General features: G+C 71.8%; 13 protein-coding genes. 4 read left to right on the top strand and 9 right to left on the bottom strand.

Translation table 11 applies throughout. The features are described 5' to 3' along the window. Positions 1-187: 187 nt before the first annotated feature. From ACFYPD_RS17055 to ACFYPD_RS17045, 3 genes are all read left to right on the top strand, one after another. Positions 188-3,937 (top strand): glycoside hydrolase family 2 TIM barrel-domain containing protein, encoded by a 3,750-nt coding sequence (locus tag ACFYPD_RS17055; RefSeq protein ID WP_387113862.1) that lies wholly within the window; start codon positions 188-190, stop codon positions 3,935-3,937. Positions 3,938-3,962: 25 nt separating this feature from the next. Continuing rightward, complete coding sequence (locus ACFYPD_RS17050; protein WP_387113860.1) at positions 3,963-5,606, top strand: hypothetical protein; 1,644 nt, start codon at positions 3,963-3,965, stop codon at positions 5,604-5,606. A 138-nt stretch (positions 5,607-5,744) separates the two neighbouring features. Next, on the top strand, positions 5,745-7,001 hold the full coding sequence (locus ACFYPD_RS17045; RefSeq protein WP_387113858.1) for a D-alanyl-D-alanine carboxypeptidase family protein: 1,257 nt from the start codon (positions 5,745-5,747) through the stop codon (positions 6,999-7,001). Positions 7,002-7,027: 26 nt separating this feature from the next. Here ACFYPD_RS17045 and ACFYPD_RS17040 read toward each other — a convergent pair whose 3' ends face one another. From ACFYPD_RS17040 to ACFYPD_RS17010, 7 genes are all read right to left on the bottom strand, one after another. Beyond that, positions 7,028-8,521, bottom strand: a complete 1,494-nt coding sequence (locus ACFYPD_RS17040; protein ID WP_387113856.1) for a mannitol dehydrogenase family protein — start codon at positions 8,519-8,521, stop codon at positions 7,028-7,030. Next, positions 8,518-9,726 (bottom strand): D-mannonate dehydratase ManD, encoded by a 1,209-nt coding sequence (gene manD / locus ACFYPD_RS17035; RefSeq protein WP_387113854.1) that lies wholly within the window; start codon positions 9,724-9,726, stop codon positions 8,518-8,520. Before manD ends, ACFYPD_RS17040 begins: the two co-directional genes overlap by 4 nt. Beyond that, on the bottom strand, positions 9,723-10,607 hold the full coding sequence (locus ACFYPD_RS17030; protein ID WP_387113852.1) for an ABC transporter permease: 885 nt from the start codon (positions 10,605-10,607) through the stop codon (positions 9,723-9,725). Before ACFYPD_RS17030 ends, manD begins: the two co-directional genes overlap by 4 nt. Beyond that, complete coding sequence (locus tag ACFYPD_RS17025; protein WP_387113850.1) at positions 10,607-11,530, bottom strand: ABC transporter permease; 924 nt, start codon at positions 11,528-11,530, stop codon at positions 10,607-10,609. Before ACFYPD_RS17025 ends, ACFYPD_RS17030 begins: the two co-directional genes overlap by 1 nt. Further along, positions 11,527-12,666 carry an ABC transporter ATP-binding protein gene (locus tag ACFYPD_RS17020; RefSeq protein WP_387113848.1) on the bottom strand — a complete coding sequence of 380 codons (1,140 nt, stop codon included), beginning with the start codon at positions 12,664-12,666 and terminating at the stop codon, positions 11,527-11,529. The genes ACFYPD_RS17025 and ACFYPD_RS17020 overlap by 4 nt, the downstream gene beginning before the upstream one ends. Continuing rightward, positions 12,663-13,883, bottom strand: a complete 1,221-nt coding sequence (locus ACFYPD_RS17015; protein ID WP_387113846.1) for an ABC transporter substrate-binding protein — start codon at positions 13,881-13,883, stop codon at positions 12,663-12,665. Before ACFYPD_RS17015 ends, ACFYPD_RS17020 begins: the two co-directional genes overlap by 4 nt. A 66-nt stretch (positions 13,884-13,949) precedes the next feature. After that, positions 13,950-14,939, bottom strand: a complete 990-nt coding sequence (locus ACFYPD_RS17010; RefSeq protein WP_387113844.1) for a LacI family DNA-binding transcriptional regulator — start codon at positions 14,937-14,939, stop codon at positions 13,950-13,952. 181 nt (positions 14,940-15,120) lie between these two features. Here ACFYPD_RS17010 and uxaC point away from each other — a divergent pair, with 181 nt between their 5' ends. Beyond that, a complete protein-coding gene (uxaC, locus tag ACFYPD_RS17005) occupies positions 15,121-16,539 on the top strand; it encodes a glucuronate isomerase (RefSeq protein WP_387113842.1) in 1,419 nt (472 codons plus the stop codon). A gap of 146 nt (positions 16,540-16,685) precedes the next feature. Here uxaC and ACFYPD_RS17000 read toward each other — a convergent pair whose 3' ends face one another. Beyond that, positions 16,686-18,377, bottom strand: coding sequence for a family 43 glycosylhydrolase (locus tag ACFYPD_RS17000; protein WP_387113840.1), 1,692 nt, complete (start codon positions 18,375-18,377; stop codon positions 16,686-16,688). Positions 18,378-18,477: 100 nt separating this feature from the next. Then, positions 18,478-19,482 carry a substrate-binding domain-containing protein gene (locus tag ACFYPD_RS16995; RefSeq protein ID WP_387113838.1) on the bottom strand — a complete coding sequence of 335 codons (1,005 nt, stop codon included), beginning with the start codon at positions 19,480-19,482 and terminating at the stop codon, positions 18,478-18,480. Positions 19,483-19,488: the final 6 nt, after the last annotated feature.

Genomic DNA, 19,488 nt, shown 5'->3' with positions numbered 1-19,488 from the left:
TGACGGCCGCTGGCGCGGGCAGCTCCTGAAACTTGTTTCATCCCGCTGGACGCATTGACGGACGCGCCCGTCGTTTGTTGCCATCAGGTAACCGCAAACGGTTTCAGAGCCCTGCCACGCCGAACGGCGACGGCACCTCACCGGCCGGCGGGACCGCCCGGACCACTACACCCGCGAGGACGCTGTCATGAGGATCCGGCTACCCAGAACGATCGTCGCCTGCCTGTCCGCCAGCATCGTCGCGCTGGCGCTGGTGCTCGTCGCACCCGTCGGTGGCGCCGGCGCGGCCGAGCCGGCACTCCGGTTCGACAGCCCGAGCGGCCGCCGGCTCAGCGGCACGGTGGACCTCGCGATCACGGCTCCGCCGGGAACCACGGCGGTGCGGTTCTACCTGGACGACGTGCAGCTGTCGGAGCTGACGGACCTCTACGCCCGACAGACGAAGACCGCGCCGACCTGGGCGACCGCGACAGACGCGACCTGGTTCCCGAACGGCGCACACGACCTCAGGGCCGAGGCCGACACCCCGTCGGGCACGCTCACCGTGACCAAGCAGGTCGTCACCACCGCCCCGCCCGCCGGGCCGGGCCACACCCGCCTGACCGGCGGCTGGCGCTTCTCCACCGCCTCCGAACTGCCGGCCGGGGCACTGGACGGCGCCGTGCCGCCGGCGGTCCGGCCGGACCACGACGCCGGCACCTGGCCGCTCATCGTGGTACCCGACTCGTTCGGGGCGGTGCGGGCGAGATGGAACGACGACAACGGCGTGCTCGGGGTCTACCGGCGGACCATCGACCTCGACGCGCCCGATCCGGGCGAGCGGACCGCTCTCGTCTTCGAGTCCTGCTTCTGGACCTGCCGGTACTTCGTCAACGGCGTCGATGTCGGCACCAGCACCGGTGGTTACCTGCCCACCCGGCTCGACGTCACCGACGCGGTCCGCGCCGGGACGAACACCATCGCGGTGGTGGTCGACAACCGGGTCTCGGAGATGGGCGAGTACGCCCGCCCGGTCCAGGGCCTGTACTGGAACTGGGGTGGCCTGCTCCAGGAGGTGCGCCTCGAGCGCTCCCCCGCCGTCGCCCTGACCGAGACCAGGGCCGAGGGCACCGCGGCCGGTCGGTTGACCGTACGCCCGACCGGGGTCAACGCGGGCGGCTCACCGCAGCAGGTCGCGGCGATGCTGACGGTCGACGGGCCCGACGGCGCGCGTGTGCTCGGCCCGACGCGGGTGACCACCACGGTCCCCGCCGGCGGCGGCGTGGCCACGCCGATCACGCTTGACGTCCCCGCTCCCGCGCTCTGGGACCTGGACCACCCGAACCTGTACACGGTGCGCCTGCGCCCGCTCGGTGACGCCGCCTGGCGGGAACTGGTCGAGCAGACGGGCTTCCGCACCGTCGCCGTCGACGGCCTCGACCTGCTGCTCAACGGCAAGCCGATCCAGGACCTGCCGGGCTTCAACCGGCACGCGGACTATCCCGGACTGGGGCGTACGCAGCCGGACGGGCTGGCCGACCGGGAGATCAAGCAGTTGCACGACAAGGGCTTCCGCATCTTCCGGCCCGCGCACTACCCGACCACCCCCGCGGAACTGGACGCCGCCGACCGGTACGGCCTGCTGGTCATCGAGGAGATCAACAACATCAGCTCGCAGCCGGGAACCTTCCTCGGCCGCGCCGACGTGCAGGAGTTCGGCAAGCGGACGCTGGCCCGGATGATCGCCCGCGACCGCAGCCACCCCAGCCTCTTCGCCTGGTCCGTCGGGAACGAGAACGCCACCGAGACCGACGGCGCGGTGGACTACGTGCGCACCGTCATCGCCCACGGGCGCAGCCTCGACCCCACCCGGCTCTACACCCAGGTCTCGCACCGGCACACCCGTGACCGCGCGTACCCCTACCAGGACTTCTTCGCCACCAACTACTACGCCGGCTGGTACTCGACCCTGGAGAGCCTGACCTCGCATCTGGACGCGTTGCAGAAGATGACCGGCCAGCCCCTCCTGCTCAGCGAGTACGGGGCGGAAGCCGTCCACGAGCGCGCCGGCCTGGATCGCGGCACCGAGTACTACCAGGCCTATCTGGTCGACGAACACAACCGGCTGCTGCACGACCGCCCGCACCTCATCGGCAAGATGTACTGGACCTCCACCGAGTTCTGGTGCACCCCGACCTGGGGTTCGGGTCAGAACCCCGAACCCGTCCCGCCCTTCCACACCAAGGGCCTCGACACCTACCAGCGGGAGCACAAGCTCGGCTGGCGGGTGATGTTCTCGCCGGTACGGATCGCGCGGGCCAGCGTCCTCGCGGCACCACTGGACCGGCCAACCTCCTTGCGCCAGCGGGTGACGATCGTGGACGCGCTAGGCCACGGCGGGCACGGGACCGTGGTGGTCGAGCCTCCGCCGGGCTTCGCCGCCCAGCCGGTGCCCTTCGCCGTGCCCGCCGGCGGCGAGACCACCGTCGAGGTCACGCTGACCGGCACGCTCACCGCCGGGCACGTCTCCTCGACCGGGTTCGTCCGGGCCCTCGTCGACGCCGACACCGAGGCCCTGCCGGTGCCCTTCACCGTCCGCGGCAGCGACAGCGTCACCAGCCCGGCCGGGGACGAGTTCCCGTCCGGCACGCTCGACCCCGGCTGGCAGATCGTCCGCCCGGACGACTCCGGGTGGAGCCTGCGGGACCGGCCGGGCGCGCTGCGGCTGTCGACGCTGCGCGGCGGCGAGACGGGGGCCGGCGGCGACGGACGGAACCTGTTCGTGCGTACCGACACGCCGCAGTCCGACTTCACCGCCGCCGCCACCGTCGAGGCACCCGACCTCTCCGCGGACTTCCAGCAGGTCGGGCTCTACGCGTACGTCGACGACGACAACTATGTGAAGGCCGACCTCGGCTGGGTCGACGGGCGCCGCGCGCTGGAGTTCCTGACCGAGTCGGGTGGAAAGGTCGGTGCCCGGTCGTCGGTGCCGTACGACGGGCGGTCGGCCCGGCTGCGCCTGGTACGCCGGGGCGCCGACGTCGCCGCGGAGTACTCGAGCGACGGGCAGTACTGGTACCGGCTCGGGACCGCGAGCCTCGCCGGGTCACCGAAGGTGGCGGTGCAGGCGGTCGGCGGCAGCACGGCGCCACCCGTCGTCCCGACGTACGTCGACGACCTGGTCGTGCTGACCTCCGGACACGTGTCGGTGCAGGACCTGGCCGTACCCGGCCAGCCGCTGTTCGCCGGTGAGGCGGGACAGGCCGTGGTCACCGTGGCCAACGGCACCGACCGTCCGGTGTCGGTCGACGCGCGGCTGGCCGTACCGGAGGGCTGGACGTCGGGGACCACGACGCGGGAGGTGCCGGCGTTCGCGAAGGTGAGCATCCCGGTCCCCGTGACGCCCGCGCCGGCGCCGCAGGTGGCGACCCTCGCCGCGGTGGTGACGGCGACCGACGCGCCGCTTTACGGCCGGCCGGAAGCAGCGGTGGTGACCACGCCGCGGGGTGACCGGGTCGGGCTCGCGCTCGACGCCGGCACGGCCACCAGCCCGCTGCTGCCGACGTACCGCCGGATCTCGCCAGCGGATGCCTGGGACGCGGACCGGGGGTACGGCTGGATCGGCACCGCGCCGCAGTCCCGCGACCGGGGCGGCCCGGACGACCTGCGCCGCGACATCGTCACCGGGCAGGTGCCCGCCACGCTCCGGCTCGCCGTGCCGGCCGGCACCCACCAGGTCGCCCTCCTCGTGGGCGACGCCGGTTTCCCGGCCGACGCGATGACGGTGTCCAGCGCGGGACGCACCCTCGCCCACCTGGCCAGCCCGACCGCCACCGGGCAGTTCACCTGGCTGACGTTCCCGGTCGACGGGGGCTCAGACGGGCGCACCGTCGACCTCGACTTCGCCGCCGACAACGCCGGCCAGTACTGGCGGTTCGCCGCACTCGTCCGGTCCTGAACTCGAAGCTGAAAGGCGTACCCGTATGAGAAGACATCCGGCCCGTGGCGCCGCCGCGGTCGTGGCCCTGGCCGTGCTCGCCTGTCCCGGCGTGAGCGTCGCCGCGTCCGCCGATCCCGGCGAGTCGCACGCGTCCGTGCGGCTCGACCCACGCCGCATGGTGGGCGGCGGGTCCGTCCCCGCGCACTTCGTCGGATTCAGCGTCGAGTGGTCGCTGATCGAACGGTACATGGGGCCGAGCGCCCGGCCCGCCTTCGTCAACCTGCTCCGCAACCTGGACACGGGCTCGCTGCGTATCGGCGGTTCGTCCCAGGACGTGGTGCGGTTCGACGCGACCGCGACGAACACCAACGAGGTGATCACGCCTGAGGACCTCGCCGACATCCGGGCCACCCTCGACGCGGCGAACGCCGACGGCGGCGACACCCCGCGCTGGGCGGTGACCCTCGGCACCGCCATGGCGCCGGCCACCGCGGGGCGGCCCTGGCGCGGTCCGGAGCACGCCAGGGCCTTCGTCACGCAGGGAGTCCAGCCGGCGTTCTCGGGTGCGGACGAGTACGTCGCCGCCGTGTCGCTCGGCAATGAGCCGGACCTCTCCTACGGCTACGACCTGCCGGAGTACCTGGGCGACTTCGCCGCCTACTCCGGCGCGGACGTCACCGGGCCGTACCCGCTCGTCACGCCGAACACCAGCGAGCCCATCTCGCCCTGGCAGAGCATCGCCGACGGCAGCGTGCAGACCCGCTTCTTCAAAGACTGGCCGGCCATCCTCGACGCCACCGCCGGGCCGACGAAGGCGAAGGCCGGCACCTTCGGGCCCTGGGCCGCCGACCACTTCTACCCGCTGGCCCGCACCTGCGCCACCGACCCGTACCGCTGCCCGACCATCCCGGCGCTGCTCTCGGACGAGCGGCTGGACAACTTCACCTACCAGGTCTACACCCACGCCGACGAGGCGGCCCGCCACGGCCTCGCCTACCGGGTCGAGGAGCTCAACACCGCCGCCGGACGCGGCGCCCCGGGCGTCAGCGACGTCGCCGCCAGCGCGGTCTGGGCGCTCGACGCGATGTTCAACGCGGCCTGCCCCCAGCCGCCGCACGCCCCGTCGGTCAACGCGGAGTGCGGCACCGGCGCGATCGGGGTGAACTTCCACAACGCCGAGGTGCGGGCGTTCTTCCACCCGGAGGAGGGCAACGGCTACTACAACGCGATCGACTTCGACCCGTCACCGGCCATGGGAGCGCCGGCCCCGGCGCCGGAGTACTACGCGCTGCTGCTGTTCTCCCGGTTCGCGCAGGGCACCACCGGGCTCCGGCCGGTGCCCGTGACGGTCAACGCCGCGCAGGGCGGGCAGGTCAAGGCCTGGCGCGTCGACGGCGCCGCGTCCGAGCGACGGCTGTTCCTGATCAACAAGGGTGACCAGCCGGCGTCGGTCGACGTGGCGGCGCCCGGCGCGACGTACGAGCTCGACCGGATGACCCCGGACGACCCGAGCGGCGCGGGCCGCACCCTCGACGCGCCGGCCGTACGCATCGACGGTCGGGCCGTGTCGGCGGACGGCGCCTGGCCCGGCTTCCGGCCGGCCGTGGGCACGACCGAGGCGGGGCACGCCCGGATCACGCTGGGCGCCGGTGAGGCAGTCGTCCTCACGATGCACGGCCACGCCTGAGACGGCACACGCACCCGGTGATCGTGGTCCGGCATCCAGGGCCACGATCACCGGGTGCGCCGCATAAGATCCCTCTTTCGAGATGGGCTGCGGCAACCGCTCGCCCTCGGCTGCCCGTTCGAGGGGGATTTGGTTTCGTTGTCGGTCTACCATTCGGCGTCCTCGCTCCCGAACCGTTCCCGGCCGCGCCGACGGCTGGTGGTCATCCTGCTGGCCGTCGTGCTGGCCGCGCTGGCAGCGCTGGCCGGCGTCCAGCTCACCCGGAAGCCGCCGCCCGTCGCGCTGCGGCTGTCGGTGCCGGCCGCACTGTCCATCCCGGGACAGGTCACCGGCGTGCCCTGGCCACGGCAGGGCCAGGCGCAGCTGGACGTGGTGGGGCTCGGCACGCTGGGGCGGTCCGGCGGACATGCGTCGGTCCCGATCGGCAGTGTCGCGAAGATGATGACCGCCTACCTGGTGCTCACCGACCATCCGCTCGACGCCGACCAACCCGGCCCGGCCATCACCGTCACCGCCGCGGACGTGGCCGACTATCGTTCCCGCATCCCGAGCGGGCAGTCACTGGTGCGGGTCGCTGCCGGCGAGCGGCTCACCGAGCGGCAGGCGTTGCAGGCTTTGATGCTGCCGTCGGCCAACAACGTGGCCGCGATCCTGGCCAAATGGGACGCCGGCAGTGTCGACGCCTTCGTGGCGAAGATGAATTCCACCGCCGCGCGGCTGGGACTGGCCGACACCCACTACACCGATCCCAGCGGGTTCGAGCCCACCACGGTCAGCAGCGCGGCGGACCAGACGATGCTCGCCGAGAAGGCACTCAAGCTGCCCGCGTTCGCCGAGATCGTCGCGCAGCGGAAAGCGACCCTGCCGGTCGCCGGCACCGTCCGCAACTACAACGACCTGCTGGGCACCTACGGGGTGTTCGGGATCAAGACCGGGTCCACCGACGAGGCCGGCGGGAACCTGGTCTTCGCCGCCCGCCTCGCCGTCGCCGGCCGGACCCTCACCATCGTGGGCGCGGTACTGGGCCAGCCCGGCAAGGACACCCCGGAGCAGCTCGTGGCCGTCAACGCCGTCACCCGCAAGCTGCTCTCCGCGGCCAAGCGGCTCGTGCGGGCGTACGAGGTGCTGCCTGCGGCCGGCGTGGGCGACGTCCGGGCCGCGTGGGGTGGGTCGGTCCCGGTACGGACCGCCGCGGCGGTGAAGGTCATCGGCTGGCCGGGGCTGCCGGTCACGGTCGCCATCGAGCGGGTGACGCCCGGATCGCAGGTCCGCACCGGTCAGCACCTCGGCACGGTGACCGCCCGTACCGGCCTCGGTGCCGTGACGACCGACCTGCGCGCCGAGGCGGACCTCGCGGGACCGTCGTGGTCGTGGCGGCTGACCCGAACGTCGTAGCGCCACCGGTGGCCGATCCGGGCGGCTCACCGGTTCGCGGTGAGCCGCCCGACGTGTTCGGTCAGCGCCGCCCGGAAGCCGTCGTGCTCGGGAAGGTCCGCGCCGAAGATCTCCTCGACGCGGAGCAGCGAGTCGACCAGCCGCCCCGGGTTGCCCGTGCCGGCGGCGGCAGCGGCCAGTAGCCGGTCCGCCAGCGGATCGTCGAGCGGCAGCTCCCGCCCGCGCACGTCGCGACCCTGGGCCACGTACGCCATCCAGGCCGCGACGGCGAGCGCCGCCTGCCGCGGCACCGCCCCGGCGGCCAGGCGGTCGCGGACCGTGCCGAGCAACCGGACCGGCAGCTTCTGCGACCCGTCCATGGCGACCTGGACCGTCCGGTGCCGCAGCGCCGGGTTGGCGAACCGCTCCAGCACCTGGCGCCGGTAGTCGGCCAGGTTCAGGCTGTCCGGTGCGCGCAGGGTCGGCGCCACGTCCTCGACCATCAGCGCGTCGGCGGCCGCGGCGAGTTCGTCGTCGGCGAGGGCGGCCGCGATCGTGTCGTGACCGCGCAGGGCCCCCAGGTACGCGAGCAGCGAATGGGTGGCGTTGAGCATGCGCAGCTTCACCGACTCCCAGGCGGCGACGTCGCTGGTGAACACCGCGCCGGCGCGGTCCCAGGCGGGCCGGTCCGCGGCGAAGTCGTCCTCGATCACCCACTGGCGGAACGGTTCGGCCACCACGACGCCGCGGTCCTCCAGCCCCAGCACCGCCCGGACGGCGGCGCGGTCGTCGTCGGTGGTGGCCGGCACGATGCGGTCGACCATGCTGGACGGGAAGCGCACGGACGCCGCGATCCAGTCGGCGAGCCCAGCGGCCTCGGCCTCCGGCAGCGCCTCCAGGAAGTCGTGCACCAGCCCGCGCAGGACCTCGCCGTTGCCGACCAGGTTGTCGCAGGAGAGCACGGTGACGGGTCCGGCGGCGCCGGCCGACCGGCGCTGCAGCCCACGGACGACCTGCCCGACGACGGTCCGCGGCGGGCGCCCCGCGAGGTCGGCGCAGACCTCCGGGTCCGTCCGGTCCAGCCGGCCGGATCCGTCGCGGCGGTAGCCCTTCTCGGTCACGGTGAGCGTGAGGACGCGTACGGCGGGATCGGCGATCCGGTCGACGACCGTCGCCGGGTCGCCGCCCCCGAAGAGCACCTCGCGGACGCTGCCGACGACCTGCAGCGGCGCCGCGCCGTGGCCCCGCTCCCGCACCGTGTAGAGGCCGTCCTGCGGCGTCAGCTGGTCGCGTACGGAGGCGGATCGTTGGGTGACCCCCGCGATGCCCCAGTCGTCGCGGCCGGCCGCCGCCGCGGCCACCTCGGTGAAGATCGCCTGGTGCGCCCGGTGGAAGGCCCCGATCCCGAGGTGCACGACGCCGACCCGCAGCGCGCGCGGGTCCACCGCCGGCGGGGTGAACGCGCCGCCCCGCGCGAGGCGGTCCAGGGTGTCGAGGCGCAGCCGCGGTGCGGCGGCCACCACCTCGCTCCGTGCTCTCACCACGGGTGCACCGTCCCGTCCTCCAGGCGGTTGACCGGCAGGTACGCGGGCGAGTACGGGTAGCGGGCCGCCGCCTCCTCGTCGATGTCCACGCCGAGGCCGGGCACCTCCGCCGGGTGCAGGTAGCCGCCCTCGAAGTGGTAGCCGTGCGGGAAGACCTCGTCGGTCTGCTCGGTGTGCCGCATGTACTCCTGCAGACCGAAGTTCGGGATCGCGATGTCGAGGTGCAGGGCCGCGGCCATGCACACCGGAGACAGGTCGGTGGCCCCGTGCGAGCCGCTGCGCACGTGGTGCAGGGCGGCGAAGTCGAAGATGCGACGCAGGTGGGTGATGCCGCCCGCGTGCACCACCGTGGTACGGATGTAGTCGATCAACTGCTCGCGGATGAGCTGGGCGGCGTCCCAGACCGTGTTGAACACCTCCCCCACTGCCACCGGTGTGGTGGTGTGCTGGCGGATGAGCCGGAAGCCCTCCTGGAAGTCGGCGGGAACCGGGTCCTCCATCCAGGTCAGCGCGTACGGTTCCAGGCTGCGCCCGAGCCGGGCCGCCTCGATCGGTGTCAGCCGGTGATGCACGTCGTGCAGGAGCCGCAGGTGGGGCCCGAACTCGTCGCGGACCCGGGCGAAGACGGACGGCACGTGCGCCAGGTACCGCTCGGTGGACCAGGTCGCCTCGGTGGGCAGTGCCGCGTCGGCCGGCTCGTAGAACATCTTGTCGCGGCTGACGCCGTAGGTCCTGGCCAGTCCGGGCACCCCGCACTGCACCCGCACCGCGCGGTAACCGTGGTCGACGAACCGGGCCACTTCGGCCAGCACCTCGTCCACCGTCTCGCCGTTGGCGTGGCCGTACACCGTCACGCCCTCGCGGGAGCGGCCGCCGAGCAACTGGTAGACGGGCAGGCCGGCCACCTTGCCCTTGATGTCCCACAGCGCGGTGTCCACCGCCGCGATGGCGCTCATGGTCACCGGGCCGCGCCGCCAGTACGCGCCCTGGTACAGGTACTGCCAGGTGTCCTCGATCCGGGCCGGGTCCCGGCCGATCAGCAGCGGTACGACGTGGTCGCGCAGGTACGAGGCGACGGCCAGTTCACGACCGTTGAGGGTGGCATCGCCGACACCGGTGACGCCCTCGTCGGTGACGATCTTCAGCGTGACGAAGTTGCGTCCCGGGCAGGTGACGACGACCCGGGCGTCGGTGATCCTCACGGCTCCGGTTCCTCCTTGACCCGCGCGACGAGCTGCGTCGGGTTGACGTACCGAAGGGCGATGACGAGCAGCACCACCATCATCGCGGTGTACATGACCGCCATCGCGTCCACCGACTGCTGGGCGCGGATGCCCGCCGCGGACATCGAGTAGTAGAGCGCGACGACGAGGGTCTGCGAGTCGGGACCGGCGGTCAGGAAGGTCAGCTCGAACATGCCGACGGTCCGGACCAGGACGAGGATCGCCGAGGCCAGCATCCCGGGCAGCAGCAGGGGCGCCAGCACGTGGAGGAAGACCGACCGCAGCCCCGCCCCGCACATCCGGGCCGCGCTCTCGATCCGCGCGTCGATCTGCTCGATGAACGGCGTCATGGTGAGGATCACGAACGGCACCGAAGGAACGAGGTTCGCCAACACGACGCCGGAGAGGTGGCCGGCGAGGCCGAACTTGTAGAGCACGGTCGCCAGCGGGATGCCGTAGGTGATCGGCGGCATCAGGATCGGGAGCAGGAAGACCAGGTAGATGGTCCGCTTGCCGGGGAAGTTCCGGCGGGCGAGCACGTACGCCGCCGGCACGCCGATCAGCAGCGACAGCCCCACGACGAGCAGGGACACCTCCAGGGTCACCTTGATCACCTGGAACAGCGCGAACTCGGTCCACGCCTCGCCGTACCACTTGGTGGTGTAGCCGTCCGGGAGCCAGGTGTTGAACCAGCGCTGGCCGAACGAGCTGACCAGCACCGACCCGACGACGCCCAGCAGGTTCAGGAAGAAGAAGATGACCGCGCCCCAGACGAGCCAGGCGGCGGGGCGGGCGACGATCCGCCGCCGGGGACGGACGTCCGGGGCGGCGGCGCCGGTTGCCGCGGTGGTGGTGACCATCAGCCCTTACCTCCCGTGGACCCGGTGTAGAGGCGCGTCCGGGCGAACAGCACCACCGAGATGACCACCAGCTCGATCAGTCCCATGATCATCGCGATGGCCGACGCGTAGGGGTAGTCGTACTGCTCGTAGGCCGCCTGGTAGGCGGCGATGGAGATGACCCGGGTCTCGCCGGCCGGGTTGCCGACCAGGACCGCCGACGGGAACACGCTGAACGCGAGGACGAACGTCAGGCAGAACGTGGTGGCCAGCCCCGGCATCAGCAGCGGCAGGGTGACCATCCGGAACCGCTGCCACCAGCCGGCGCCGAGGGTCGCCGCGGCGCGCTCGAGCGTCGGGTCGATGCCGGACAGGTACGACAGCACGAGCAGGAACGCGAAGGGGAAGCCCGTGATGATCAGGGAGAAGAAGACGCCCCAGTAGTTGTGGATGAGCCGGATCGGCTCGTCGGTGAGGTGCACCGCGGTCAGCACGCGGTTGAACCACCCGGTCGGGCCCAGGAAGTTCAGCAGCCCCTGGGCGGTGAGCACGGTCCCGAGCGTGATGGGTACGACCAGCAGGATCGTGACGAGCCGCTTGCCACGGAACCGCCCCCGCATCCGGTACGCGATCGGCACCGACGCCACCACGTTCAGCAGCGCGGCGGGCAGCGACAGGCCGAGCGTGGTCCAGATCGTCGCGCGCTGGTAGGCGTCGCCGAAGAAGCGCGCGTAGTCGCTGAACGGCCCGCCCTCGGTCGGCTGGAACGACAGGCCCAGCCCGTAGAAGAACGGGTAGAGGAAGAGCAGCACGACGAAGAGCAGCGCCGGGGTGAGCAGCCACAGTTGCCGGTCGACGCCGCGTTCGGCGAGGCGGTGCTGCCAGTGGGCCCGCGCGGGCCGCCCGGCGGACTCCCCCGTGGAGGTGGAGGTCACGGCAGTCATCCGACCAGCCCTGGTTCCTCGAGCACGGCCGCGGCGTCGGCGGGTCCCGCCGCGGGGGCCGGGTCCCCGGGAAAGACCAGCAGCCGCTGGGGATCCATGCTCAGCGTGACCCGGTCACCGGGGGCGACGCGCTGGTCCGTACGCAGGTGGACCCGGACGCCGGCGGCGGTCACCGCCTCCGCCGCGAGTTCCCGGCCCTGGTACTCCACCACCTCGATCTCGGCCGGCACCGCGTTGGTCGACGCGCCGGCCTGGTCGACCCGTACGTCCTCCGGGCGCACCGCCACGATCACCTCGTCGCCCGGCGCCACCGGACCGACCGGGTCGCCGACGAGCCGGAAGCCGTCCCGTTCCACGGCCACCGTGTCGTCCACCCCCGCCTGCACCCGCATCGACCAGAGGTTGCGATAGCCCATGAAGTCGGCGACGTGCCAGTTCGCGGGGCGGGTGTGCAGCTCCTGGGGCGGCCCGATCTGCTGCACCCGGCCGGCGCGCAGCACGACGAGGCGGTCGGCCAGCGAGAGCGCCTCCTCCTGGTCGTGCGTCACGTAGACGGTGGTGAGCCCCAGCGACTGGTGCAGCCGGCGGATCTCGGTGCGCATCTCCAGGCGCAGCTTGGCGTCGAGGTTGCTCAGCGGCTCGTCCATCAGCACCAGCGACGGCTCCAGGACGACCGCCCGCGCGATGGCCACCCGCTGCTGCTGCCCGCCGGAGAGCTGGCCGGGCAGCTTGCCGACGTGCTCCTCGAGCTGTACCAGGCGGATCGCCTCCTCGGTGCGGCGGCGGATCTCGTCCTTCGGCAGCCGCCGCATCCGGAGTCCGAATGCGATGTTGGCCCGTACGGACATGTGCGGGAAGAGCGCGTAGTTCTGGAACACCATTCCGAAGCCGCGGCGCTCGGGCGGCAGGGTGTCGATCCGCCGCTCGTCCTGCCAGATGCTGCCCCCGGTCAGGGGCAGCAGCCCGGCGAGGCAGTTCAACGCGGTGGACTTGCCGCAACCCGAGGGACCGAGGAGGGCGACGAACTCGCCCGCCTCGATGGTCAGGTCGAGGTCACGCAGTGCGTCATGGCCACCGAACCGACGCGACACGCCCTCCAGTCGCAGCTGGGAGAAGGCCTTCGTGCCGGTGGTCATCCCTGCTTGACCTTCCCGCTGCCGACTTCCCGGTCCCACCGGTCGAAGGCCGCCACCAGCGCCTTCGCGTCCAGCGGCACCTCCTTCGGGTTGTTCGCGATGAGCGACTCGTACTCCGGCCGGCCGAAGTCCCGGATGGCGTCCTGGCTCTTCTGCGGCGCGTCCGACAGCTGGACGCCCTGCAGTGCCGGGCCCGGGTAGAAGTAGCCGTCGTCGTAGGCCTTGGCCTGCTGCTGCGGGGTCAGCATGAACGCGAGCAGGGCCAGCACAGCGGCCTGGGTGTCGGTGGACACGCCCTTGGGGATCACCGCGTAGTGCGCGTCGGTCACCCAGTGGAACCCCTGCAGCGAGGTGACCTTGGCCTCCTTCGGCACGGTGCCGAGGACCCGTGGGTTGATGTCCCAGCCGGTCGTCGAGGCGATCAGGTGCACCGATCCGTTGGCCAGGTTCTTCATCGTCTCGGTGGTGCCGGACGGGTAGTAGTCGACGTACCGGTTGAGCTCCTTGAGGAAGGTCCAGGTCTTGTCCCACCCGTTCACCGGGTCCTTCGGGTCCTTGTCGCCGAGGATGTACGGCAACCCCATCAGCAGGGTCCGCCCGGGACCGGAGTTCGACGGGCGGGCGTACTGGACCTTGCCGGGATGGGCCTTGGCGTACGCGAGGAGCTGGTCCGCGCTGGTCGGCGGATTCGGCACGGTGGCCGGCAGGTACTCCAGCAGCGGGCCCGACGGATAGTAGGTGACCGTCACGCCCGCGTTGCCGCCGAGCTTCTGCATGGCGGCGGCCGGTTCGAGATAGTTCTTCATGCCGGACAGCCGGCTCTCGAACTTCGGCAGCACGTCCATCCACAGGCCCTGGTCGATGCCGGCCGCGAGCCCGTCCACGCCGGTGAGCACCAGGCCGATGTCGACCCGGTTGGCGTTCTGCTGCGCCTTGATCTTGCCGGCCAGCTCCGGGGCGGGCGACTTCGAGTAGGTGACCCGGGAGATGACGTCCGGGTTTCGCTTGACGAAGTCGTCGATCATGCCCTGCGTCAGTTGCAGGTTTCCCGCGACGTCCAGGACGTTCAACGCCACGGCCTTCTTCGGCTTGTCGGGAACCTCGCCGTCGCTGTCGCCGCCGGCTCCGCCGGAGTTGTCGGGCGCGCCGCAGGCTGCGGTGACGGTTAGCAGGGACGAGGCTGCGGCGATCAGGGCGCTCCGCCGGGTAATGCCCATGAGACGTTCCCTCTCTCGATCATCTTTGAAGACGGAGGTACGGGGACGGCCTTTCGACCGGGATGCTCAGTCGGTCCGCGCGACCCCCGTCGATCCGCGGACCAGCAGCTGGGTGGGGAGCTCCCGGCGGACGTTGCGCGCGCCGTCAGGCTGCTCCAGCAGTGCGAGCAGCAGGTCGACGGCGGCCCGTCCGGCCTGCTCCTTGGTGAGCGAAACAGTGGTGAGCGTGGGCGACGACATCGCCGACATCTGGATGTCGTCGATGCCGATCACGCTGATCTCCCGCGGTACGTCCACGCCGCGGTTCCGGAGCCGATCCAGCAGGCCCAGCGCCATGAGGTCGTTGTAGGCGATGACCGACGTGACGCCGGAGGCGATGACGAGATCCGCTGCGGCGATCCCGCCCTCGAACTGGGGCGGGAAATTGCCGGCCACGAGCAGCTCCATGCCCGCCGCGGCGGTCGCCGCGTGCAGCGCCCGCACCCGATCACGGTTGGACCAGGAGCTGCGCGGGCCACCCACCCATCCCACCCGGCGATGACCGAGGGCCTGCAGGTGCGCGACGGCCTGCCGCATGCCGTCGGCGTTGTCGAAGACGACGGACGGCAACTTGCCGAAGCGTCGGTTGACCATGACCAGGGTCGTGGTCGCGGCAAGCGCCCGGATGTCTTCCTCGCGCCCCCGCGGAGAGCAGAGGATGAGCCCGTCCACCTGCTTGGCGAGGACACGGACCAGATCCCTCTCCGCAGCCGGATCCTCGTCCGTGTCGGCCAGGAGGACCGCGTAGTCCGCCTCCCGGGCCTTGGCCTGCACGCCCTTCACCAGGCTGGGAAAGAAGGGGTTCGCCAGGTCCGGCACGATCAGCCCGACGTTGCCGGTGCGACCGGTGATGAGACCTCGCGCGGCCCGGTTGGGTTCATAGCCCAGCCGTTGGGCCGCGCGCAGCACCCGCTCCCGAGTCACCGGGTTGACCAGGTCGGGCATCGACAGCGCCCGGGACACCGTGGACGGCGAAACGCCGGCATCACGCGCCACCTCGCGGATCGTCGCTCGCAACGTCCCACCTCCTCGGTCACGGGAACCGCACGTCGGAAGTCTGAAACCGATTGCAGAACTCTGTCAATACTCTGTTGCATGAATGTTTCCAAGCTCTGCTGGGGCAGTCCCTTGTGGCAGACACCCGTCGATGCAATCCTTTGCAGGCCCGGTTCCATCAACGCCTCAGAGGAGAAGCTGCGTGGCACAGCTGCGTCTGCACCCCGACCGTGCTCTGCCAGAAGGCGACAGGCGGACGCTCGCCCGCCGGATCTACCACTCCACCCGGGAACTGCCGCTGCTCTGCATGCACGGACACGTGGACGCGGCCGTTCTCGCCGACGACCAGCGGTTCTCCGACCCGGCTCACCTGCTGGTCGTGCCGGACCACTACGTGACCCGGATGCTCGTGTCGCAGGGCATCACGCTCGACCAGCTCGGCGCCCCCCGTCTCGACGGCCCGACGGCCGAGACCGACCCCCGCGCCATCTGGCGGCTCTTCTGCGCCCACTGGCACCTGTTCCGGGGCACGCCCAGCCGCTACTGGCTGGAACACGAGATCGCCGAGGTGCTCAAGCTCGACATCACCCCCGGGCCCGACACCGCCGACGAGCTCTACGACCTCATCGACTCCCGGCTGGCCGAGCCGGCCTTCCGTCCCCGCACCCTGCTCGACACCTTCAACATCGAGTTGATGGCCACCACCGACTCCGCCGCCTCGCCCCTGGACGACCACGCCCGGCTGCGCGAAGCGGGGCTCGGCGAACGGGTGGTGCCCACCTTCCGGCCCGACGACCTGACCCACATCGGCACTGCCGGCTGGACCAGCCGGCTCGGGCAGCTCCAGGCGCTCACCGGGGTGGACGCCGGCGACTACGACGGCTATCTCGCGGCCCTGCGCGCCCGCCGTGACGCGTTCAGAGCGGCCGGCGCCCGCGCCACCGACCATGGACACGTTTCCGCCGCCGCGGAGCCGCTCGCCCTGGACGATGCCCGCCGGATCTACACCGACGCGTGCAACGCCACCGTCACCCCTGCCGCAGCACAAGCCTTCGCGGCTCACATGCTCTTCGAGATGGCCCGGATGTCGCGCGACGACGGGTTGGTCATGCAGATCCACCCCGGGGTGCTCCGCGATCACGATCCCGGGATCCACGCCGCCTTCGGCTCCGACCGCGGTTTCGACATCCCCGTCGCGGCCGAGTTCACCCGCGCGCTCCGACCCCTGCTCAACGCCTTCGGCCGCGACCCGGGCTTCCGGGTGGTGCTCTTCACGGTCGACGAGACGGCCTACTCCCGCGAACTGGCCCCGCTCGCCGGCGTCTACCCCGCCGTCCGCCTCGGAGCCCCCTGGTGGTTCCTGGACAGCCCCGACGGCATGCGCCGCTTCCGCGAGTCGGTGACCGAGACGGCCGGCTTCTACAACACCAGCGGGTTCGTCGACGACACCCGGGCGTTCCTGTCCATCCCGGCCCGGCACGACCTGGCCCGGCGCATCGACGCCGGCTACCTGGCCCGCCTCGTCGCGGAACACCGCTTGACGGAGGACGAGGCGATCGAGACCGCCGCCGACCTGGCCTACCGCCTTCCCCGCGAGGCCTACGCCCGCCGGAGCGAGTGAGGGCGATCAGCCGCGGGTGGCCGAGGTCGTGTGCACGCCATGGTCGCCGTCGACGGCGACGGCGGACCAGGCCGCACCGTCGTACCGGCTGTACCGACGGCCCGGGGGCCGGCCACCTGCTCCGGTGACCGGCCCCGGGCCGGGGGCTACGCGGCGCCGTTCAGTGAGGCGGCCAGCGCGGCAGCGAACCCGGTGTCGGCGGGCGCGCCGCTCACGCCGATGCGCCAGGTCCCGCCCGCGAGGTCGCCCACCGGCAGCGACCGTCCGCCCGGCTGCCACAGGGGCTGCCAGGCGACCGAGCCGCTCGGCCGGTTGAACCACCGGTTGTCCTCGCTCCAGGCCGACCCGGCCCGGTACGCGACCGCCAGCGTCGTGGCGTCGTCCGTGGCGAGCACCCACGGGGTGAAGCCCGCCGCGTCCCCGTCGCGATCGGCGCCGCCGGGGTCCGCGAGCCGGGGCAGGGTCGAGTCGAGATTCCAGGCGGCCTCCCAGACCGGCGCGCTGGTCGGGCCGGTCACGTGCCAGACGAGGTCGACGTCCACCGTGGTCGGTGCGAACCGGAAGCGCCAGTCGACGGTCACCGGCTCGTCGCCGAGCGGGATGCCGGCCAGGAGCAGGTCCGCGCCGTCGGCCGACACGGTCACGCTCCGGGCGGGGCCCGCCGTGTCGGTGGGCCCGAAGGTCCCGACCGCGAGGTAGGGCGCCGTGGATCGGAACGACGAATCCGTCACGGGCCGGTACGCGCCTCGGCCGGTCGGGTCGGCCTCGTAGGAGACCAGCCGGGACTCGGGCGCCGTCTGCACGACGGCCCGGTAGTAGGGCGTGCTGACGAGCCGCCCCTTCGTCACCACCGGCGTACGCCAGTTCAGCGGCGCCAGCCAGAGCCCGCCCTGACCCCAGCCGGCGCCGGTGACGTACCACTGGCCGGTGCCGGAGTCGTCCTTGACCACCTCGGCGGCGTGCGCCTCGATCCGGCCGGCGAGCTGGTCGACGGTGAAGTGGAACGGGTCCTCGCTGCGGTACACGCGGGTGTCCTGGTAGCCGCTCTCGCAGCAGACGAAGAGATACCACGAGCCGTCGTGGTGCACCACGAACGGCGACTCGGTCGGCCCGCCGAACGTGCCGGTGGCCGGGTGTTCGAAAGCGGTCCGCCGGTCGCTCCAGTGCACCAGGTCACGGCTGGTGCGGTAGGCGACGATGTGGTGGCCGCCGGCCGGGGTGCTGTTGGCGGTGTAGTACATGACCCACTCGTTACCGACCCGGGTCACCATCGGGTCCCGGCCGTCGAAGCCGTCGGTGAAGAGCGGGTTGCCCGGGTGCCGCGTCCAGGTCGTCAGGTCCTTGGACGTGGCGAGGTGCATCCGGTACGCCTCGTGGTCGGCGGTGCCGCCCGCGTAGAACATGTAGTAGGTGCCGCCGTGGAACAGCACGTACGGCGCCCAGATGTGGGTCTCCCCCGCGCTCGGGTCGGCCGCCAGGGCGAACGGCTGCTTCGTCCACGGGCCACGGGGTGACGGCGCCGTGGCATGGCCGAAGAACTTCTCGTCCAACGGGTTGGCCGGCTCGGCGTGGGTGATCGCGAAGACGTGCCACAGGCCCGTTGCGCGGTCACGCACCATGGTGTGGTCGTTGTAGTACCAGCGCTCGTTCTCGCCGACGCTGGGGTCGTACACGTTCACGAACTCGCCGGCGGTGACCTGGACGGACCGGTTCTCGTACGGCTGGTTGCTCAGCGCGGCGGTGTCGGCGGCCCGGGCCGGCGCCGGGGCCACGATCAGTCCCAGGGCGAGGGCGAGCAGCGCGGACAGCCGACCGACGCGGGACGGTGAACGGGGCATGCGTTCCTCCAGAGCTCTACGGGTGGCGAGGTGGTGCGCCGGACGGGCGCTTGGCGCGCTGGTCCGCCGCCTGCCTGCGGCGGCGGACCAGCGCCGGGCCCTACTGCTTGCCGCCGAGCGTGGTGTACACCTCCGCGGCGTTCTCCTTGGTGATCTGCATGGTGCCGAGCGTGGTCGTCTTCGGGACGTCCTTGGCGCAATCGACGAGGATCTTCTTGGCCAGGTCGATCGCCTCACGCCCGCCGGTCGCGTACTGGAACGTCGCCTGGAGGCGACCCTGCTCGACGGCCTTGATGCCGCCCGAGGGGACGGGCAGCGCGTCGATCCCGGTGAACTTGATCGCGGTTTCCTTGCCGGCCGCCTTCGCCGCCAGGTAGGCGCCCTCCGCCATCGGGTCGTTGTGCGCGTACACCGCGTCGATGTCCGGGGTCGCCTTGAGCATCGCGTCCATGACGCTCTGCCCCTTCTCCCGCAGCCACTCGGCGGTCTGGCTCGCCACGATCTCGATCTTCGGGTTGCTCGCGATGCCCTCCCGGAAGCCCTGGGCGCGCTCGGCGGCCGGGGTGGAGCCGGGCAGGCCGGAGATCTCCACGACCTTGCCACCCTGCGGAAGCAGCGTCTTCGCGTAGTACTCGCCCGCCGCCCGACCGATCGCGACGTTGTCGCCACCGATGAAGGCCGTGTACGCGTCGCCCTCGACCTTGCGGTCCAGCACGATGACCGGGATCCCCTGGTCGTACGCCTTCTTGACCACCGCGGTCAGCGGCTTCGCCTCGTTCGGGGAGATGATCAGCAGGTTGATGCCCTGGGAGAGGAAGTTCTCCACGTCGGCCACCTGCTTGCTGTTGTCCTGAGCCGCGTCCGAGACGACCACCTTGAAACCGGGCACGGACTTCGCCGCGTTGCTCACGTCGTCGTTCATGACCTGCCGGTACGGCTCGGCGTTGTTGGCCTGGGACATGCCGATCAGGAAGTCCTTGCCGCTGCCGCACTTCGCCGAGGCGTCGGAGCTGCTGCTGCCGGGGTCGTCCTCGACGCTGCACGCCGAGGTGGCGACGAGCGCGGCCAGCGCCAGGATCGTGGCGGCTCTTCGGGCGTAACGCATGGTTTC

The sequence above is a fragment of the Micromonospora sp. NPDC005299 genome (genome assembly GCF_042872345.1).
In the GTDB taxonomy this organism is placed as follows: domain Bacteria; phylum Actinomycetota; class Actinomycetes; order Mycobacteriales; family Micromonosporaceae; genus Micromonospora.
Note: the sequence above shows the minus strand (reverse complement) of the source record. Positions and strands in the feature narration are given on the sequence as shown.

Bases quoted from the DNA above. Each gene is read 5' to 3' on its own strand.
- ACFYPD_RS17055 (WP_387113862.1), top strand. From the start codon at position 188: ATGAGGATCCGGCTACCCAGAACGATCGTCGCCTGCCTGTCCGCCAGC.
- ACFYPD_RS17050 (WP_387113860.1), top strand. From the start codon at position 3,963: ATGAGAAGACATCCGGCCCGTGGCGCCGCCGCGGTCGTGGCCCTGGCC.
- ACFYPD_RS17030 (WP_387113852.1), bottom strand. From the start codon at position 10,607: ATGGTCACCACCACCGCGGCAACCGGCGCCGCCGCCCCGGACGTCCGT.
- ACFYPD_RS17025 (WP_387113850.1), bottom strand. From the start codon at position 11,530: ATGACTGCCGTGACCTCCACCTCCACGGGGGAGTCCGCCGGGCGGCCC.
- ACFYPD_RS17020 (WP_387113848.1), bottom strand. From the start codon at position 12,666: ATGACCACCGGCACGAAGGCCTTCTCCCAGCTGCGACTGGAGGGCGTG.
- ACFYPD_RS17015 (WP_387113846.1), bottom strand. From the start codon at position 13,883: ATGGGCATTACCCGGCGGAGCGCCCTGATCGCCGCAGCCTCGTCCCTG.
- ACFYPD_RS17000 (WP_387113840.1), bottom strand. From the start codon at position 18,377: ATGCCCCGTTCACCGTCCCGCGTCGGTCGGCTGTCCGCGCTGCTCGCC.
- ACFYPD_RS16995 (WP_387113838.1), bottom strand. From the start codon at position 19,482: ATGCGTTACGCCCGAAGAGCCGCCACGATCCTGGCGCTGGCCGCGCTC.